Below are 17,678 nucleotides of genomic sequence, written 5' to 3' on the forward strand. Positions count from 1 at the left end.
CCGCCGTCGTGGGCGGGCGCAGGTCGGGGGGATCGCTTCTCACGTCGGACGGATGGCCCGCCGTCACGGCCCTTCGTTCACCCCGTCCCACGGGTCCCCGGGTTTCCCGCCGTGCCCGTTGCGCCGGACACCGCCGCATGTCTCCTCGCCGTACCGGCGCATGACCGGAGCGCCTGGGTGGTGGTCCGCTTCCCAGGGTGGCAAGGGTGCCTCCTGCCGCGGGAGCCGTACCTCTGGTTCAGGTACTTCAGGGGTTGTTCAAGTACGTCAGGACGGCCAGGACGCGGCGGTTGGTGTGGTTGTCGTCGGCGAGGTCGAGTTTGCCGAACATCGAGGTCGTGTACTTGCTGATCGCGCTCTCGCTCAGGAACAGGCGCCTGCCGATGGCCTGGTTGGACAGGCCCTCGGCCATGAGGGCGAGGACGGCGTGTTCGCGTTCGGTGAGGTGGTCGAGGCGGCGGTGGGAGGAGCCGCTGGCGAGGAGTTTGGCGATGACGGCGGGGTCCATGGCGGTGCCGCCGGTGGCTACGCGTTCTAGGGCGTCGATGAACTGGTCGGCGTCGAACACGCTGTCCTTGAGGAAGTAGCCGATGCCGCCGGCGCCGTCGGACAGGAGTTCGCGGGCATACAACTGCTCGACGTGCTGGGACAAGATGAGGATGGGCAGGCCGGGGAGTTCGCGGCGGGCGGCCAAGGCGGCGCGCAGGCCCTCGTCGGATTGGGCCGGCGGCATGCGGACGTCGACGACGGAGACGTCGGGGCGCCACTTCAGGAGCGCGGCCAGGGTTTCGGGGCCGGTGGTCGCGGTGGCCACCACCTCGTGGCCGTACGCCTGCAGGAGGCGGATCATGCCGTCGCGCAGCAGGTAGAGGTCTTCGGCTACGACGATGCGCACGGGAGCACCATTCTGGCGTGGGTCGGGCCGCCTTGCGGGCTGGTGAGTTCCAGGGCGCCGTCGAAGACCGCGAGGCGGCGGCGCAGGCCGGCGAGTCCGCCGCCGGGGCACACGTCGGCGCCGCCCTGACCGTTGTCCTCGACGTTCACGACGAGGCCGGTGCCGTCGTCGGTGATGGTGATCCGCGCCCGGGTCGCGTGGGCGTGCTTGGCGGCGTTGGTCAGGAGTTCGGCGATGCCGAAGTAGGCGGCGGACTCGAGCGGCGGGTCCAGGCGGCGCCGTACGTCTGCGGTGACCGTGGTCTCCAGCGGGCTGTCCAGGGCCAGGGCGCGGACGGCGTCGGCGAGGCCGCGTTCGTTCAGCACGGGCGGGCTGATGCCCTTGACCAGGTCGCGCAGTTCGGTCAGGGAGGTGGCGGCGCCGGCCCGTGCTTCCCGCATGAGCGCCCTGGCCTGGGCTGGGTCGGTTTCCATGAGTTTCTCGGCGGTGGCCAGGGACATGCCGAGGGCGACCAGGCGGGCTTGGGCGCCGTCGTGCAGGTCGCGTTCGATGCGGCGGATCTCGGCGGCCTGGGTGAGTGTCGTGTCCGCGCGCTGGGCGGTCAGCTCGTCGACCCGTTCGGCCAGCGTCATCGCCGGTGAAGGGCGCAGGAAGCGTACGGCGACGGGCTCGGCGGACCGCCAGCCGTACGGGGCGGTGGCGACGGCGGCGATCGCGGCGAGCACGCCGATGACGCGGGCGGCGGGCGATGGTTGCGAGAGCCCGAGTACGGCTGCCGCGGCGGCGACCGGGGGGACGGCGGCGGTCAGGCCGGCGGTGAACGGCGCGATCAGGGTGAAGCGCAGGTCACGCCACGTGGCGGGATCGCGCCACCTGATGCGCCACTTCTGGTCCATGAGGGCGTCGCGGCTGGTGCGTTCGTAGGTGAAGCCGTTCCACCAGAAGCCGGTGGACATCCGGGTCACCGGGCCGGGTTGCCGGTATCCGGCGGGGATGACGGTGCCGGTCCAGCGGGCGACGAGGAAGCGGAACATCCGGCACACCGGGCGGGACAGGGCGAGCGTGCCCCCGCACACCAGGATGATCGGGGCCAGCCATGACCACGGGTTGCCCGGCCCCCACCAGATGCCCAGCGCCACGGCGGCGGCCCATACGGCCGGGATCGGCATGGTGACGGCGAGTACGGCACAGGCCCGGACGAACCCGGTGCCGGCGCCGGCGAGCCACTGTCTCATGAGCTTCTCTTCCTTGCTGGATGACCTCCTGATGGCTCCACTGTGCACCTCATCGACTGCGAATCCCCCCAGCTCACCCCAGAAGTGGGTCTAGGCCCACCCTGCCGTACGTCCAGCCACATACCGCACAAACCATGCGTTTCCTAGCGTCTTCTCCGCAACAGTCAACAGGAGGGACGAACAACCATGAAAACCGTGAAGCTCTTCGTGGCGGTTTACGGCGCGCTGAGCGTGGTGGTCCTCGCCACGGTCGTCATCCTGGCGATCAGCGGACACCCGGTGACCTCGTTCATGTGGGGACGGTCGGGCGGAGTGCTCGCCAGTGCCGCGGTGACCTACTGGTTCACCGCCCTCGCCGAGCGGGGCGCGCGATGGGCCTACGTCCGCGTGCGCATCATGTCGGTCGTCGTGCCGATCGCGATCGTCGCCATCGACGCGATCCCGGGAGCCCTTCCGAGGTGGTTCGTCCTGATGCAGGTCGCCTGCGCCGTGGCGATCGGGGCAGCCGCCTTCCTCGTCAACGGGCCCCGGCTGCGGGCGGCCTTCCCCAAGTCACGCTGACCCCGGCTCCCGTGCGGCAAACTCGATGCATAGATCATTGAGAGAAGGGACCTTCGCTGTGTCATCCCCCGCCGCGCTGGAGTCCAAGGATCACCTCATCACCGTCTGGACGGCTCTGGTCCGCGACCGAGGCGGCCAGGTCGGCACCGACGACGGCGTTTGCCGCATGTGGGCCGACAGCACGTTCGGGTTCTGGAACACCGTGACGCTGACCGGCGCCGACATCCAGGCGGACGCCCTCAGCGACCAGCTCTCACGGGCGGCGTCGTTCATGAGGACCAGGTCCCAGGCCGGATATGTGTGGATCTTCGAGGACCTGCTGAGCCGCCAGGCGAAGGACGAGCTGTTCAGCCGGGCCGCCGAGCCCGGCCTGGAGCTGGCGTTCTCCGGCCGCGGCATGGCCGGGGACCTGACCCTTCCCGAGCCTCACCACCCCGAGCTGGAGTTCCGCCGTGTGGAGACCGACGAGCACCTCGCCGACTACGGCGAGATCAACGCCCTCGCGTACGGCATGCCGCCGGAGGTGGGCAGAGACGCGCTGGCCGGATCCGCACTCTGGCGCGGTGACGGGTCGAACGGCGTCTCGGGCCGGCGCGGCGGCGACGTCCACGCCTACCTCGGATACCGCGACGGCCGCCCGGTGACCTGCGCCGCCACCGTCGCCGGCCCGGACTCGATCTTCCTGGCCCTCGTCGCGACCCTCCCCGCCGAAATGCGCAAGGGGTACGGCGAAGCCGTCACCCGCAAGGCGATCCACGAGGGCCTCAAGCACACCGGGCACCGGCGCCTGGTCCTGCACGCCACGCAGGCCGGGCAGCCGGTCTACGAACGCATCGGCTGCCAGGCCAACACCCCGATCCACTTCCTCCAGCTCGCCAAGAGCTGACCGGGATGACCGGCGTCACCAGCGGAGCAGCGCCGCGACCCCGTCGTACGGCAGGAGCGGCGCGGCGGCGGTCATGGTCAGGGTCGTCAGGGTGACGCCGGTGTTCAGGGCGGTCTCGATCATGCGTTCCCCGAGATCGGGCACCTCGTCGGCCGGCACGCTGACGGGCCGCTGGTCATACAGGAAGCCGTCCAGCCCCTTGAACCCCGTCCAGGTGGCCGACTCGTCGAGGAGCAGGTGATCGACGCGGCCCTCGTTGAGCAGCGCGAGGGTCTGGTTGAGCCCCAGGGCGCCGCGGCCGCCGCACTTGGCGGCGTCCACGGCCTTGGTCACCAGGGCGGTGTCCCGGCGGATCCGGGTGGCGGCGAGTTCGGCGGACACCTTCCTGGCCGCTTCGCCGGGTGAGAGGGCGTCCACGATCTTGTCCACCTGGATCGTGTCGAGCGGGTGCAGGGCCGTGGCCAGGGTCTCGGTGAGTTCGACGTCGCCGATGAGCAGGACGTCGGCCCAGCCGTTCTCCTTGGCCCGCCTGGTGATCTCGGGGGCGCTGCGCTGGAGACTGCGCCGGAGGTGGTCCTCGATCCTCCGGTGGAATCGGTCGGTCTGGGTGGCTATGGGCTGGTTCGTCCCGCCGGGCCCAGGGCCGACCATGGGGCGCCAGTCCTCGGTGTCGATCTCGAAGGGCTCCTGCTCGACGTCCTCGGCCAGGCCGTACCGGACGTCGATCAGCCTGAGGCCGTCGCGCGAGACCAGCACCAGGCCGGCCGGGGCGCTGGTGGCCATGGCGGTGATGAGCGGACGGATGTAGGCGGTCGGCTCGAGCACCGCGCAGTCCGCGATGGGCACCTGCAGCGACACCTTCCGCACGTCCTTGTCGCCGACGGCGGCGAACAGGGCCCGTCCGATCCCCGATTCCGCGGCGTCCAGCAACTCCAGGATGTCGGGCTCCAGGTGTTCGAGCCTGGCCAGGACGGCCTCGCGGCGGTCGCGTTCCGGCCAGCCGCCGACCTGGTCCCGGATGATGGCCAGGTCGTTCCTGAGCCGGATGGCCCTGGCCGGTCGGGTGGACGCCTCCTCCCGTGGGTTCGCGGTAGCGTACAGGGACACCACGCCGATGTCATCCTTCATGGCGACGAGCTCGCGGAGGAAGGTCTGGTCGAACACGGCAGCAACTCCGTTCTCCCGGCATCGGATCACTACCGACCCTAGAAACCCCAAACCACCACAATCACCCACTCTGTTGGATATTTCCCCCGCCTTTACCGGCCTGTGGCTCCGGCAGCCGAGGACCCCAGGGCATCCCCGAGCTCCCGCCCGCAGCCCCGACCAGGACACAGCCCCGGCCCACCCCCGAACGCCCCCCGCCCACGCCCTTTGCCAACCCGGGACCCCGCCATAACACGGAACTGGCCAAGCCACCCGCGTCCGCCGCCGGAGAACGGGGAAGTCACGGCCCCCTGGGACCGGGCACGGCACCCCTGGGACCGGGCACGGCCTCCGGGACCAGGCACGGCATCCCGGGGGACCAGGCACGCGGCGGAAGTCCTGGGGGTTGGCTACACCGGGGCGCTCCTGTCAGGCGCCGGTGCGGTGAGGAGATGTGCGGCGGTGTCCGGCGCATCGGGTACGGCGGGAACCCCGGGGGCCCGTGGGACGGGGTGAACGAAGGGCCGTGACGGCGGGCCATCCGTCCGACGTGAGAAGCGATCCCCCCGACCTGCGCCCGCCCACGACGGCGGGTGGCGGGCGCGGCGGCCACGCCGTAAAACATCAACGTAAAACATCAACGCAACAAAACGTCCCCTACGAGAGTGCGTCGAAGCCTGCGCGCAGGTGGGCGACGCGTTCGGTGAGGTCGGATAGGGGTGCCGACAGCACCGGGTCCTGGTACTTGCGGGCCAGATCGCGCACCCGGGCCAGTTCGTCCTCCACCGCTCCCAACCGGCGGGAGAGTTCCGGCAGGACCGAGCCCTGTGGCGAGGCGCCGGGCGGGAGTTCGGAGGCCAGGCGTTCGCGGAGCAGGGACGCCTGCTCGGTCAGGCGCTTGTTCATGTTGTACAGCTCGGTGAACACCGACACCTTCGCCCGCAGCACCCACGGGTCGAACGGCTTGGTCAGATAGTCGACGGCGCCCGCCGCGTAGCCGCGGAAGGCGTAGTCGGGGGCGCTGTCGACCACGGTCAGGAAGATGATCGGGATGTTGCGGGTGCGTTCGCGCCGCTTGATGTGGGCGGCCGTTTCGAAGCCGTCCATGCCGGGCATCCGCACGTCCAGCAGGATCAGCGCGAACTCGGTGTTGAGCAGCGCCTTGAGGGCCTCCTCACCCGACCTGGCGCGCACCGGCACCAGGTCGAGGGAGCTGAGGATGGCCTCCAGGGCGATGAGGTTCTCCTCGCGGTCGTCCACGAGGAGGATCTTCGCTCGGTCCGGCACTCGATCACGATCCTTCGGGTGAGTCGTCGGGCTTGTTCACCCGCCCGCGGCTGAGCCAGCCGCGCAGTCGTTCGAGCAGGCGGTCCACGTCGACCGGCTTGGGCACGTAGTCGGAGGCGCCCGAGGCGATGCTCTTCTCACGATCGCCCCGCATGACCTTAGCGGTCAACGCGATGATCGGCAGATCGGCGAACTGCGGCATGCGGCGGATGGCGGACGTGGTGGCCCAGCCGTCCATCTCGGGCATCATGATGTCCATCAGGACGAGCGCCACGTCCTCGTTGCGTTCGAGTTGCTCGATGCCCTCGCGGCCGTTCTCGGCGTAGACGACGGTCGAGCCGTGGCGTTCGAGGACGCTGGTCAGGGCGAAGACGTTGCGGATGTCGTCGTCCACGATGAGGATCTTGGCCCCGGACAGCGGGTCGTCGCCCTGCCACTGGGTGGTTTCCGATGGTTCGGACAGCTCGGGGAGGTCGATGTCCATCGGGAGCGGCGGTTCGGGCATCGTGACCGTGGGCTCCTCCACCGGCATGGCCAGCACCTGGCGCCGGGCCACGCCGCCGTCGCCGGCCGGGAGCGGGCCGGTGTAGGAGGCGGGCAGGTAGAGGGTGAACGTGCTGCCCTTGCCGAGCTCGCTGTCCACGTGGATCTCGCCGCCGAGCAGGCGGGCGATCTCGCGGCAGATCGACAGGCCGAGGCCGGTGCCGCCGTACTTGCGGCTGGTGGTGCCGTCCGCCTGGCGGAACGCCTCGAAGATGACCTCGCGCTTGTCCATCGCGATGCCGATGCCGGTGTCCACGACCTCGAAGGCCAGCAGGTCGTCGGCCTGGCGCAGGAACGCGTCGTCGTAGTCGATGCCGGACGGCGCCCGGACGACCCGCATCTTGACCTCGCCCTTCGGGGTGAACTTGACCGCGTTCGACAGCAGGTTGCGCAGCACCTGCTGCAGCCGCTGCTCGTCGGTGTGGAGTTCCAGCGGGGTGTTGTCGTCCACCTCGACGCTGAAGGCCAGGCCCTTGTCCTGGGCGAGCGGGGCGAAGGCCGCATCGACGTAGTCGACCAGCTTGGGCAGCGACAGCGTGGCCGGGTGGATGTCCATCCGGCCGGCCTCGACCTTGGACAGGTCGAGCATGTCGTTGATGAGCTGGAGCAGCGCCGATCCGGCGCCGTGGATCGTGCGGGCGAACTCGACCTGCTGCGAGGTCAGGTTGCCCTCGGCGTTCTCGGTCAGCAGCTTGGCCAGCACGAGCAGGCTGTTGAGCGGCGTGCGCAGCTCGTGCGACATGTTGGCCAGGAACTCCGACCGGTAGCGGTTGGAGACCGCGAGCTGCTCGGCGCGCTCCTCCAGGGTCCGCCTGGCCTGCTCGATCTGGAAGTTCTGGATCTCGATGGCGCGGTTCTGCTTGGCCAGCAGGCCCGCCTTGTCCTCCAGCTCGGAGTTGGAGCGGCGCAGCTCCTCCTGCTGGCGCTGCAGCTCGTCGGAGCGTTCCTGCAGCTCGCGCGTGAGGCGCTGGGACTCGGTGAGGAGGTCCTCGGTGCGGGAGTTGGCGATGATGGTGTTCATCGTGACGCCGATGGTCTCGACGAGCTGCGTCAGGAAGTCCAGGTGCACCTCGCCGAACGGGGTGAAGGAGGCCAGCTCCAGCACACCCAGCACCCGGCTCTCGAACAGGATCGGCAGCACCACGATCTGCGCGGGCGTCGAGGAGCTCAGGCCGCTGTCGATGGTGATGAACCCGGCCGGCACGTTGTCGAGGATGATGTGCCTGCCCTCGGCCGCCGCCTGGCCGACCATGCCCTCGCCGATCGCGAACTTGTGCCGGGGACCGTGGTCGGGCCGCACGCCGTACCCGCCGATGAGCACGAGGTCGTGCTCGCCCTCGGGGTCGCGGCCGTAGAAGGCGCCGTAACGGGCGGAGACGAGCGGCGTCAGCTCGCTCATGATCAGCTTGGCCACCTCGAACAGGTCGCGGTGGCCCTGCATGAGCCGGGAGATGCGGGCCAGGTTGGACTTGAGCCAGTCCTGCTCCTGGTTGGCCTGGGTGGTCTCGCGGAGGTTGGCCACCATGTAGTTGACGTTGTCCTTGAGCTCGGCCAGCTCGCCCTGCGCCTCGACGGCGATGGAGCGGGTCAGGTCGCCCTGGGCCACGGCGCTGGTCACGGTGGCGATGGCGCGCACCTGCGTGGTGAGGTTGCCGGCCAGCTCGTTCACGGACTCGGTCAGGCGCTTCCAGGTGCCCTCGACGCCTTCCACCCGGGCCTGGCCGCCCAGCCTGCCTTCTGAACCCACCTCGCGGGCCACGCGCGTGACCTCGGAGGCGAAGCTCGACAGCTGGTCCACCATGCGGTTGATGGTGGTCTTGAGGGCCAGGATCTCGCCCTGGGCGTCCACGTCGATCTTGCGGGTCAGGTCGCCGTTGGCCACCGCGGTGGTGACCTCGGCGATGTTGCGCACCTGGTAGGTCAGGTTGTTGGCCATGAAGTTGACGTTGTCGGTGAGGTCCTTCCACACACCCGACACGCCCTGCACCCGCGCCTGGCCGCCGAGCTGGCCCTGCGTGCCGACCTCGCGGGCCACGCGGGTGACCTCGTCGGCGAAGGACGAGAGCTGGTCCACCATGGTGTTCAGGGTGTCCTTGAGCTGCAGGATCTCGCCCTGGGCGTCGACGGTGATCTTCTTGGACAGGTTGCCCTGCGCCACCGCCGAGGAGACCGCCGCGATCTGCCGCACCTGCGAGGTCAGGTTGTTGGCCATGAAGTTGACGTTCTCCGTCAGGTCCTTCCAGACCCCGGACACGCCCCGGACCTGCGCCTGGCCGCCGAGCTGGCCCTCCGTGCCCACCTCGCGGGCGACTCGGGTCACCTCCGAGGCGAAGCTCGACAGCTGGTCCACCATCGTGTTCATGGTCGACTTGAGCTCGAGGATCTCGCCCTGCGCGTCCACGTCGATCTTGCGGGTCAGGTCGCCGTTGGCGACGGCCGTGGTGACCTGGGCGATGTTGCGCACCTGGTAAGTCAGGTTGTTGGCCATCGAGTTGACGTTGTCGGTGAGGTCCTTCCAGACGCCCGACACGCCCTTCACCTCGGCGCGGCCGCCCAGCTTGCCCTCGGTGCCCACCTCGCGGGCCACGCGGGTCACCTCGTCGGCGAAGGACGAGAGCTGGTCGACCATCGTGTTCATGGTCTCCTTCAGCTCCAGGATCTCGCCCTCGGCATCGACGGTGATCTTCTTGGACAGGTTGCCCTGCGCCACCGCCGTCGCCACGATCGCGATGCTGCGCACCTGGGAGGTCAGGTTGTTGGCCATGAAGTTGACGTTGTCCGTGAGGTCCTTCCAGGTCCCCGAGACCCCGCTCACCTGCGCCTGGCCGCCCAGCTGACCCTCCGTGCCCACCTCGCGGGCCACGCGGGTCACCTCCTCGGCGAACGCCGACAGCTGATCCACCATCGTGTTCACGGTGTTCTTCAGCTCGAACATCTCGCCGACCGCGTCGACCGTCACCTTGCGGCTCAGGTCGCCCTTGGCCACCGCCGTGGTCACCACCGCGATGTCGCGCACCTGCGCCGCCACGCGCGAGGACATCGTGTTCACGGCCTCGGTGAGATCACGCCAGCTCCCCGACATGCCCCGCAGGTTCGCGCTGCCGCCCAGGCGCCCCTCGGTGCCCGCCTCCCGGGCCACCCTGGTCACCTCGGAGTTGAACAAGGCGAGCTGGTCGACCATGCCGTTGATCGCCTTGCCCAGCCGGCGCACCTCGCCCCTGGCCGAGCGGTCCAGATCGATGCGCCGGGACAGGTCGCCCTTCGCCACCGCGTCGATCACGTCCGCGGCCCCGCTCACCGGGCTCACGAGCGCGTCGATCAGCATGTTCACCGACTCGACGCTCTCCGCCCAGGCCCCGACACCCGGGCCCGGCGTCAGCCGTTCGCCGAACCGGCCTTCCTTGACCACTTCCTTGCGCACCCGGACCAGCTCGTTGGCAAGATGCTCACGCCGATCCGCCACCTCGTTGAGCAGAAGGCGAACCTCACTCAGGATCCCCGCGGGAGCATGCGGCACCCGGCGCCGGAAGTCCCCGTCGCGCCAGGAGAAGAGGGTCTCGAGTATCGGGACGAGATCCGACTCTGTGTACGTCCTCTCTTCTGGCGTAGGCGCGATCTTGGCCGTGGTCATGGGGCCTCCTTCACTCCCGGGGTGTCACCGCGAGTGATTCAAGTCTGTCACGATGAGTAGCTCGTAGTCCTGTCCTTGGATTTACCCCATGTCAGCGGTAAGTGTGGTAGGCACGTTGGGATGACTGCTTCTCCCCACGCCTTGCTCGCTGCCACGTTCGCGCCGGGCGAATCAGCCGTGCCCGCGGCTCGGCGGTTCACCCACGAGGTGATGACGGCCTGGGCGATCGTGCCGCTCATGGCCGACGCCGAGCAAGTCGCGGGCGAACTGGCAGAGCAGGTTGCGGACGAGCCGTTCGAGGTGATCTGGAAACATTTCGGCTACGCCGTACAGGTCGAACTGCGGCAGCGCCTCGCGCCCCAGGCCGACCCCAAGGGGCCTTCGGTCGAAGTGGAGGAGTGGGGGATCACCTTCACCGGCGATTCCCGCGTCCATTGGGCAAGGCTCACGGTACCCGGTTCCGTGGAGAACGTCGCCGCCGAATGGGTCGAGGAGAGCGCCCGGGGTCCCCACTGGCTCGGGTTCCTGGCCGACGCCAGCGACCTCCTCGCCGGCACCCTCGACCCCGACATGGTGCCCGCCATCATCGCCCAGATCGTGGTGCCCCGCCTGTCCAGCTGGTGCGCCGTCTACACCACCGACAGCGTCGTCGGACCCCTCCGCCTGGCCTACCTCTGGCACGCCGACGAGGCCCGCATCGACCGCCTGCGCGAGGACCTCACCGCCATCGGCATCCACGAGGCCGGCACCCGCACCGCCGCCCTGCACTTCGCCGACTCCCAGGTGCTCGCCGTCCCGCTGACCGCCCGGGGCCGGCAGCTCGGCATGATGTACCTGGGCCGCGCCGACCGCTTCGCCGACGAGGTCGTCCAGTTCGCCGAGGACATCGGCCGCCGGGCCGCCCTCGCCATGGACAACGCCCGCCTGTACGCCCAGCAGGCCGCCGCCAACCGGGCGCTCCAGCGCAGCCTCCTGCCGCCGAACGAGCCCGAGGTCCCCGGCCTCGACTACGGCGTCGTCTACGAACCGGCCGGCGAGGCCAACGAGGTCGGCGGCGACTTCTACGACCTGTTCGCCGCCGACGGCACCTGGCGCTTCGCCATCGGCGACGTCTGCGGCACCGGCCCGGAAGCCGCCGCGGTGACGGGCCTGGCCCGCCACACGCTGCGCCTGCTCGCCCGCGAGGGGTACGGCGTGGCCGCCGTCCTGGGCCGGCTGAACCAGGCCATCCTGGAGGAAGGGGAAAGGGCCCGCTTTCTCACCCTTTTGCATGGCGACATCACACCCGTGTCCGACGGGCTGGAGGTGCGCCTCGTGTCCGCGGGCCACCCCGAAGCCCTCCGCCTGAAGCCCAGCGGCGTCGTGGAGGCCGTCACGACCCCGCAATCCCTGCTGGGCGTCTTCCCCGAGGTGGTCTTCGAGGCCGACACCCTCCACCTGGACCACGGCGACGTCCTGCTGGCCGTCACCGACGGCGTCACCGAACGCCGCAGCGGCGGCCGCCTCCTCGACGACGGTGGCGGGCTGGCCAAGCTGCTCGCCGAATGCGTCGGGCTGTCGGCCCGCGCGGTCGCCGAACGCATCCGCCGGGCCGCCGAGGACTTCGCCCCGGAACCCAGCGCCGACGACCTCGCCATCCTGGTCCTCCGGGCTCGCTGACCTCTTGTACGGCGGCGCCTGGCATACACAGGCTGCCTGGGGTGGTGGGGCTGCCGGAGGGCGTGGTGCCTGGAGGCGCCTGGCGGGCACCGTAGGGCGGCGTCGGCTTCGCCGTACCCCTCGCCGGTGGGGTGGGGTGGTTTACCGCGTTGGTTCGGGGGTTGGGGTGGGGGTGTCGCGTTCGGTGGTGTCTTCCAGGACTATGCGGCCGATGATGGCGTATCTGGCGGGGTGGCGGGTGCGGAGGTACAGGGCGGCAGCCAGGCCGAGCAGGGCCAGGGTGACGACGATCCAGGGGATGGCGGTGAAGAGGGCGGTTTTGGAGGCGGCGCCGGCGGCGGCTTCCTGGTTCTGGAAGAGGAGGAGGATGACGTAGGCCATGGCCAGGCCGCCGATCAGCGGGGCGAGCAGGGTGCGCCAGAGGCTGGCGGTTTCGGGGTGTTTGCGGCGTAGGTGGAAGTAGCCGATGACCGAGAACGAGCACATGGTCTGGACGACCAGGATGGCCAGCGTGCCCAGGACGGCCAGGAGGGTGTACATGTGCACGTAGGGGTCCATGCCGGCGAAGAAGAACGCCAGGACCAAGATGACCGAGATGGCTGTTTGGACGAAGCCGGCTACGTGGGGCGAGCCGTGCACGGGGTGGGTGGCGCCCAGGGTGCGGGCGGTTCCGGGGATGAGGTTCTCGCGGCCCATGGCGTACAGGTAGCGGGCGGCGCAGTTGTGGAAGGCCATGGCGCAGGCGAAGGAGCCCGTGAGGATGAGGATTTTGAACAACGTCACCGCCCACGGGCCGATCAGCTGCTCGGTGGGGTCGAAGAAGATGCCGGCGAACTTCTCGGCGGCGATCTTGGGGGAGGCGGCGCCGTTGGCGGCGACGGTCATCCAGGAGACGAAGGTGTAGAAGAGGCCGATGCCCACGACGGAGACGAGCGTGGCGATCGGGATGATCTTCTTGGGGTTGCGGGACTCCTCGCCGTACATGGCGGTGGACTCGAAGCCGACCCAGGACCAGAAGCACATGAACAGGCCGAGCCCGACGGCGCCGACGTCCATGCCGGTGACGGTGAAGGCGCCGGCGGGGTTGAGGGTTTCGGCCATCAGGCCGTCGGGGCCGCCGCCGTGGAACAGGGTCACGGTGGCCGTCAGGCCGAGCATGAGGATTTCGGTGACGAGGAAGACGCCCAGGACCTTGGCGGTGAGGTTGATGTCGAAGTAGGCGAGGATCGTGTTCAGCGCCAGGCCGAGGAAGGCGAACCAGAGCCAGTGGATGTCCACGCCGGCCAGCGATGTGAAGGTGTCGTGGGCGGAGTAGGCGAAGAAGCCGATGATGGAGGCTTCGAAGACCACGTAGGCCATGGTCGCGAGCAGTCCGGCGATCATGCCGGCGACCTGGCCGAGGCCGTGGGAGATGTAGCCGTAGAAGGCGCCGGCGGCGGTGATGTGCTTGGCCATCGCCGTGTAACCGACCGAGAAGATCGTCAGTACGGCGGTGGCGAACAGATATCCGGCGGGCACGCCCAGGCCGTTGCCGGCGCTGATGACGATGGGCACGTTGCCGGTCATGGCGGTGATCGGGGCGGCAGTGGCGACGGCCATGAAGATGACGCCCACGAGGCCGACGGCGTCCTTTTTGAGCCGGTTGACAGGGGTGGCGGTGGTGGTGCTCACGTGCACGCCCTTCCGAGGACAGCTGAAGTGCCACGATGCTGTATTCGGTTGCGGGCGACATTCAAGTCAGATTTCGGCCCAACCTTTTACGATATGTCAGTTGTTAGTGTGTTTGCGGGCGAAATCTAGCTGAAGTGCCATTTGGGCAATACGCTCGGACGTCACCAGCGAGCCGCGCACCGCGTCATAGGTGTAGATCTCATGCTCGCGGCCGTGCTCGGCGAGTTTCGCTACGTACTTCTCGATCTGCCGCAAAGGGCAGCGGATATCGTTTTCACCAGCCAGGATCAGCACCGGGCTCTTGACCCGGTCCACGTAGGTGATCGGGGAACTGGCCACGTAGCGCTCCGGCTGCTCGTCCGGCGAACCGCCGAACAACGAGCGCTGGTAGGCGCGCAGGCTCTCCGCCTCGTCCTCGTAGCAGGTCGGGTGGCAGGCGATCGGGACCGCCGCGATGCCCGCCTTCCAGAACTCCGGCTGCGTGCCCAGCGCGAGCAACGCCAGATACCCGCCCCAGGCGGTGCCCGCGATCACCATGCGCTCCGGGTCGGTGACGCCGCGTCCCACCACCCACTCGCGCACCGCGGAGACGTCGGCCAGCTCGATGTGGCCCACATCGCCGTGCAGGGCGTCCCGCCAGGCCGTGCCGTACCCGGTGGAGCCGCGGTAGTTGACCCGGACGACGGCGAAACCCGCGTCCACCCAGGCGGCCACCTCGGGCGAGTAGGAGTCGCGGTCCTGCGCGGTGGGGCCGCCGTGGAGGAGGAAGACGGTCGGGAAGGGAGCGCTCCCGCCCTCGGGACGGGAGATCAGCGCGTGGATGCGGCCGCCGGGTCCTTCGACGTCGATGTCCTCGACCGGGACGCTGGGCGGGGCGGCGGGGCCGGACGGGTTCATCACGACCTGGCCGTTGCTGGAGCGCACCACGGGCGGGCGGGAGCCGCTGGACCAGGTGTATTCGACGTGGCCGCCGGGCCGTGGCGTCGCCTCGTCGATCACGCCGTGCGGGATCTCGATCGGGGTCAGGCCGCCGCCGGCCAGGTCGTAGCGGTGCAGGTGGCTGCGGGCGCGGTCCTCGCGGGTGATGAGCAGGGCGCGGCCGTCGGCGTACCACTCGGCGGTGAGGTCGCCGGGGTCCTTCAGCCAGATCTCGCGCTGCTCGCCGGAGACCGGGTCCCAGAGCAGCGGTTCGAGGCGGCGCCGGCGCTCGTGCAGCGTGAGCAGGCGGCGGTCGCCCATGATGGGGGCGAAGCGCAGGCCGATGACGCCTTTGTCCGGGCCGTCGTAGAGTTCGCCGACGGTGTCGCCGTTCTGGCGGACCACCCGGAGCGCGGGGCGGCGGAAGTCGCCGTATTCGCCGTGGTTGATGGCGATGAGGGTGCCGTCGAGGGAGATGTCGGCGACCCAGCCCGCCTCGGTGTGCTCGTGGATGAGCCTGGTGGGTTCGCCGTGCCGTACCAGATAGATGCGGAAGACGCCGTCACCGGCCAGGCTGATGGCCGCGGCGCCGGTGGCGGAGAGGACGATGCCGCCGGTCTGGGCCTGCGGGATGTCCGGATCGACGGGTACGTCGGGGCCGCCGGTGAACGGCTGGCGCATCCAGCCGCCGAGCTCGTTGCCCTCGGGGTCGGCGAACCAGTAGATCCACTGGCCGGTGGGGTCGATGGCGGCGTGGGCGGTGCCCTTGGGCTGGTCGGTGACCTGGCGGGTGACTCCGGCGGTGCGGTCCCAGGCGTAGACCTCCCAGGTACCGGTGACGTTGCTCCTGTAGATCGAGCGGTTCGGGGCCTGGCGCGCCCAGGCGGGCAACGTCATGCGCGGCGCCCGGAACCTGGCCTGCCAGCGTTCCTCCGCCTTCATGCGGCGCGTCCCCTCCCTCTGGAACCGCGCTTCCCGGGCGCGGGTTGGCGTCCAGTATCGCGCCTGTGTCGCGGAAATACTTGGGGAATGTGGGGGAATTTCGGACTAAATACCCCATCAGTAACACGGGTCCCTTATGTCCGTCAAGGAACGGACCTTGATCGCGTCACCACCCCGAAGATAGACAGTTGAAATGCGACGTGGGTTGACATCTTTCGCAGATTTTTCTCCCGCAACAGCCCCGAAATCCTGGCACGCAGCACATCCTCCTCCAAGTGCCACGCGCTCGGACCCATGCCGACCACCGCGGCGATCTCCTCCGCCCCGAGCTCCAGATCGTAGGCGAGCTCCCGCTGCTCGACCAGCGTGAACTCCGGCAGCCCGCGCGCCACCCGATCCTGTTTGTCCGCATCGACCGTCAGCAACCCCAGCCCGGACACCAGGGGTTCCAGATGCCGTACGGCCGGCGTCACGACGACCAGCCGCCCGCCCGCACGCAGAACCCGGGCGAACTCCGACCCGTTGCGCGGCGCGAACACGTCGAGCACCACGTCGGCCACGCCGGAGGCGATCGGCAGGGGCTGCCACACGTCCCCGACGAAGGCCCCGATCCGCTCGTGCGCCCGCGCGGCCCGCTTCACCGCGTGCTTGGAGACGTCGAAGGCGATCCCCACTCCGCCGGGCCCGAGCGCACGGGCGAGGTAGTACCCGGTGCCGGCCCCCGCCTCCACGGTGACGGCGGCGCCGGAGCAGAGCTTCGCCAGTTCCGCGGCCAGCGGGGCGTAGTGGCCGGCGGCCAGGAAGGCGTCGCGGGCGGCGACCATCTGGGGGGTGTCGGCGGTGCCGGGCGATCTGGAGCCGGTCAGCAGGCTCACGTACCCCTGGCGGGCGACGTCGAAGGCGTGACCGGAGGCGCAGCGCACCGTGCCCGGCAGCAACTCCAGGGATCCCCGGCAGACGGGGCAGACCAGGTAGGGGACGACGTCGGCAAGCACCAGCCCATTAAAGCCAACCCGGCACGGTGGGGATGCCGCCTGAGGGAGTTAGGGCACCGGGTTGCGGCCCTCGGCGAGGGAAGGCCGTGATCGGTCAGGATGCCGCCTGGAGGAGGAAGGCGGCGTTCGACGGGGTTTCGCGGAGCTTGTCGATGAGCAGTTCGGTGCCCTTGCCGCGATCCAGCGAGGTGAGCATGCGGCGCAGTTTCCACACGATCTCCTGCTCGTCCGCGTGGAGCAGGATCTCCTCGCGCCGCGTCCCCGAGGCGTCGATGTCCACGGCCGGGAACAGCCGCTTCTCGGCCAGGTCCCTGGTCAGGTGGATCTCGCTGTTGCCGGTGCCCTTGAACTCCTCGTACAGGCTGTCGTCCAGCTTGGAGCCGGTGCCGACGAGCGCGGTGGCGAGGATGGTGAGCGATCCGCCGTCGAGGACGTTGCGCGCGGCCCCGAAGAACCGCTTGGGCGGGTAGAGCGCGGCGGCGGCGAGTCCGCCGGTGAGGACGCGCCCGGTCCCGGGCGACAGGTTGTTGTAGGCCCGGCCGAGCCGGGTGAGGGAGTCGAGCAGCACGACCACGTCCTTGCCCTGCTCGACGAGCCGTTTGGCGCGTTCGATGGCGAGTTCGGCGATCGCGGTGTGCTCGCGGTCGGGGTGGTCGAAGGTCGAGGAGTACACCTCGCCGGCGATGGTCGCCCTCATTTCGGTCACCTCTTCCGGCCGCTCCCCGACGAGCAGCACGATGAGGTGGATCTCGGGGTGGTTGGCGGTGATGGCGGCGGCCAGGGCCTGCAGCACCATGGTCTTGCCCGCTTTGGGCGGCGCCACGATGAGCCCGCGCTGGCCTTTGCCGATGGGCGCGAACAGGTCGATGACCCGCGTGGTCAGGGAGTCGGTCTCGATGGCGAGCCGCTCGGTGGGGTAGATGGGGGTGAGGTCGCCGAAGTGCGGCCGGTCGCGCCACGCGCTCTGACCGTTGACGGTCTCGACGGTGACGAGCTTGCCGCCGGACGCGGTGGCGGCAATCTGGTCGCCATGGCGCAGTCCGAGCTGGCCGGCCCGGTCGGCGGGGATACGGAGATCGCCGATATGGGCGGTCTTGCCGCGGATGTCCAGCAGGCCGTGGACCTGCCGGACAGGCGCTTCGGAGCGTTGCTTGGGAATGGTTTGGACAGACATGATGACCCTCCTCGAGGGCACGCCGACACACGTCGGCTATGGTGAGAATCACGGTGGGCCGGGCCCTCAACACGGGCGGGGCAACCGTAGGGGATGAACAGCGGAGCCAAGAGCTCAACGCTGCTGGCAACGTAT

At 69.6% G+C, this 17,678-nt stretch carries 12 protein-coding genes; 3 read left to right on the forward strand and 9 right to left on the reverse strand.

Annotation, left to right across the window (positions count from 1 at the left end):
• Positions 1–247: 247 nt before the first annotated feature.
• Together FVE25_RS20725 and FVE25_RS20730 are read right to left on the reverse strand one after the other, a co-directional pair.
• The gene (locus FVE25_RS20725; RefSeq protein WP_157248658.1) at positions 248–895 is read right to left on the reverse strand and encodes a response regulator transcription factor; all 648 of its coding nucleotides are present in this window, start codon (positions 893–895) and stop codon (positions 248–250) included.
• Positions 880–2,130 carry a sensor histidine kinase gene (locus tag FVE25_RS20730; RefSeq protein ID WP_157248659.1) on the reverse strand — a complete coding sequence of 417 codons (1,251 nt, stop codon included), beginning with the start codon at positions 2,128–2,130 and terminating at the stop codon, positions 880–882. The genes FVE25_RS20725 and FVE25_RS20730 overlap by 16 nt, the downstream gene beginning before the upstream one ends.
• Positions 2,131–2,316: 186 nt before the next feature.
• Between FVE25_RS20730 and FVE25_RS20735 the strand changes: the two genes are divergently transcribed.
• Positions 2,317–2,691 (forward strand): hypothetical protein, encoded by a 375-nt coding sequence (locus tag FVE25_RS20735; RefSeq protein WP_181019654.1) that lies wholly within the window; start codon positions 2,317–2,319, stop codon positions 2,689–2,691.
• 58 nt (positions 2,692–2,749) lie between these two features.
• Entirely contained in the window at positions 2,750–3,577 is an 828-nt protein-coding gene (locus FVE25_RS20740; RefSeq protein ID WP_246267236.1) for a GNAT family N-acetyltransferase, read from the forward strand.
• Between the two features lie 15 nt (positions 3,578–3,592).
• On the opposite strand, the gene FVE25_RS20745 is transcribed toward FVE25_RS20740, so the two are convergent.
• The 3 genes from FVE25_RS20745 to FVE25_RS20755 all read right to left on the reverse strand — a co-directional run bounded on the left by FVE25_RS20745 (position 3,593) and on the right by FVE25_RS20755 (position 10,184).
• Positions 3,593–4,741, reverse strand: coding sequence for a VLRF1 family aeRF1-type release factor (locus tag FVE25_RS20745; RefSeq protein ID WP_157248661.1), 1,149 nt, complete (start codon positions 4,739–4,741; stop codon positions 3,593–3,595).
• A 639-nt stretch (positions 4,742–5,380) separates the two neighbouring features.
• Entirely contained in the window at positions 5,381–6,010 is a 630-nt protein-coding gene (locus FVE25_RS20750; RefSeq protein WP_157248662.1) for a response regulator, read from the reverse strand.
• A gap of 4 nt (positions 6,011–6,014) precedes the next feature.
• Positions 6,015–10,184, reverse strand: coding sequence for a HAMP domain-containing protein (locus tag FVE25_RS20755; protein ID WP_157248663.1), 4,170 nt, complete (start codon positions 10,182–10,184; stop codon positions 6,015–6,017).
• Between the two features lie 120 nt (positions 10,185–10,304).
• On the opposite strand from FVE25_RS20755, the gene FVE25_RS20760 reads away from it, so the two are divergent.
• On the forward strand, positions 10,305–11,843 hold the full coding sequence (locus FVE25_RS20760) for a PP2C family protein-serine/threonine phosphatase (protein WP_246267238.1): 1,539 nt from the start codon (positions 10,305–10,307) through the stop codon (positions 11,841–11,843).
• Positions 11,844–11,984: 141 nt separating this feature from the next.
• On the opposite strand, the gene FVE25_RS20765 is transcribed toward FVE25_RS20760, so the two are convergent.
• From FVE25_RS20765 to rho, 4 genes are all read right to left on the reverse strand, one after another.
• A complete protein-coding gene (locus tag FVE25_RS20765; protein ID WP_219825585.1) occupies positions 11,985–13,514 on the reverse strand; it encodes an APC family permease in 1,530 nt (509 codons plus the stop codon).
• 96 nt (positions 13,515–13,610) lie between these two features.
• Positions 13,611–15,374: a prolyl oligopeptidase family serine peptidase gene (locus tag FVE25_RS20770; protein WP_157248664.1), complete on the reverse strand. Its 1,764-nt coding sequence runs from the start codon at positions 15,372–15,374 to the stop codon at positions 13,611–13,613.
• Positions 15,375–15,517: 143 nt separating this feature from the next.
• Positions 15,518–16,369, reverse strand: coding sequence for a putative RNA methyltransferase (locus FVE25_RS20775; RefSeq protein WP_181019655.1), 852 nt, complete (start codon positions 16,367–16,369; stop codon positions 15,518–15,520).
• A gap of 94 nt (positions 16,370–16,463) precedes the next feature.
• Complete coding sequence (rho, locus tag FVE25_RS20780) at positions 16,464–17,543, reverse strand: transcription termination factor Rho (RefSeq protein ID WP_157248665.1); 1,080 nt, start codon at positions 17,541–17,543, stop codon at positions 16,464–16,466.
• Positions 17,544–17,678 lie beyond the last annotated feature (135 nt).

This window comes from Nonomuraea typhae (assembly GCF_009760925.1).
GTDB classification, from domain to species: Bacteria; Actinomycetota; Actinomycetes; order Streptosporangiales; family Streptosporangiaceae; genus Nonomuraea; species Nonomuraea typhae.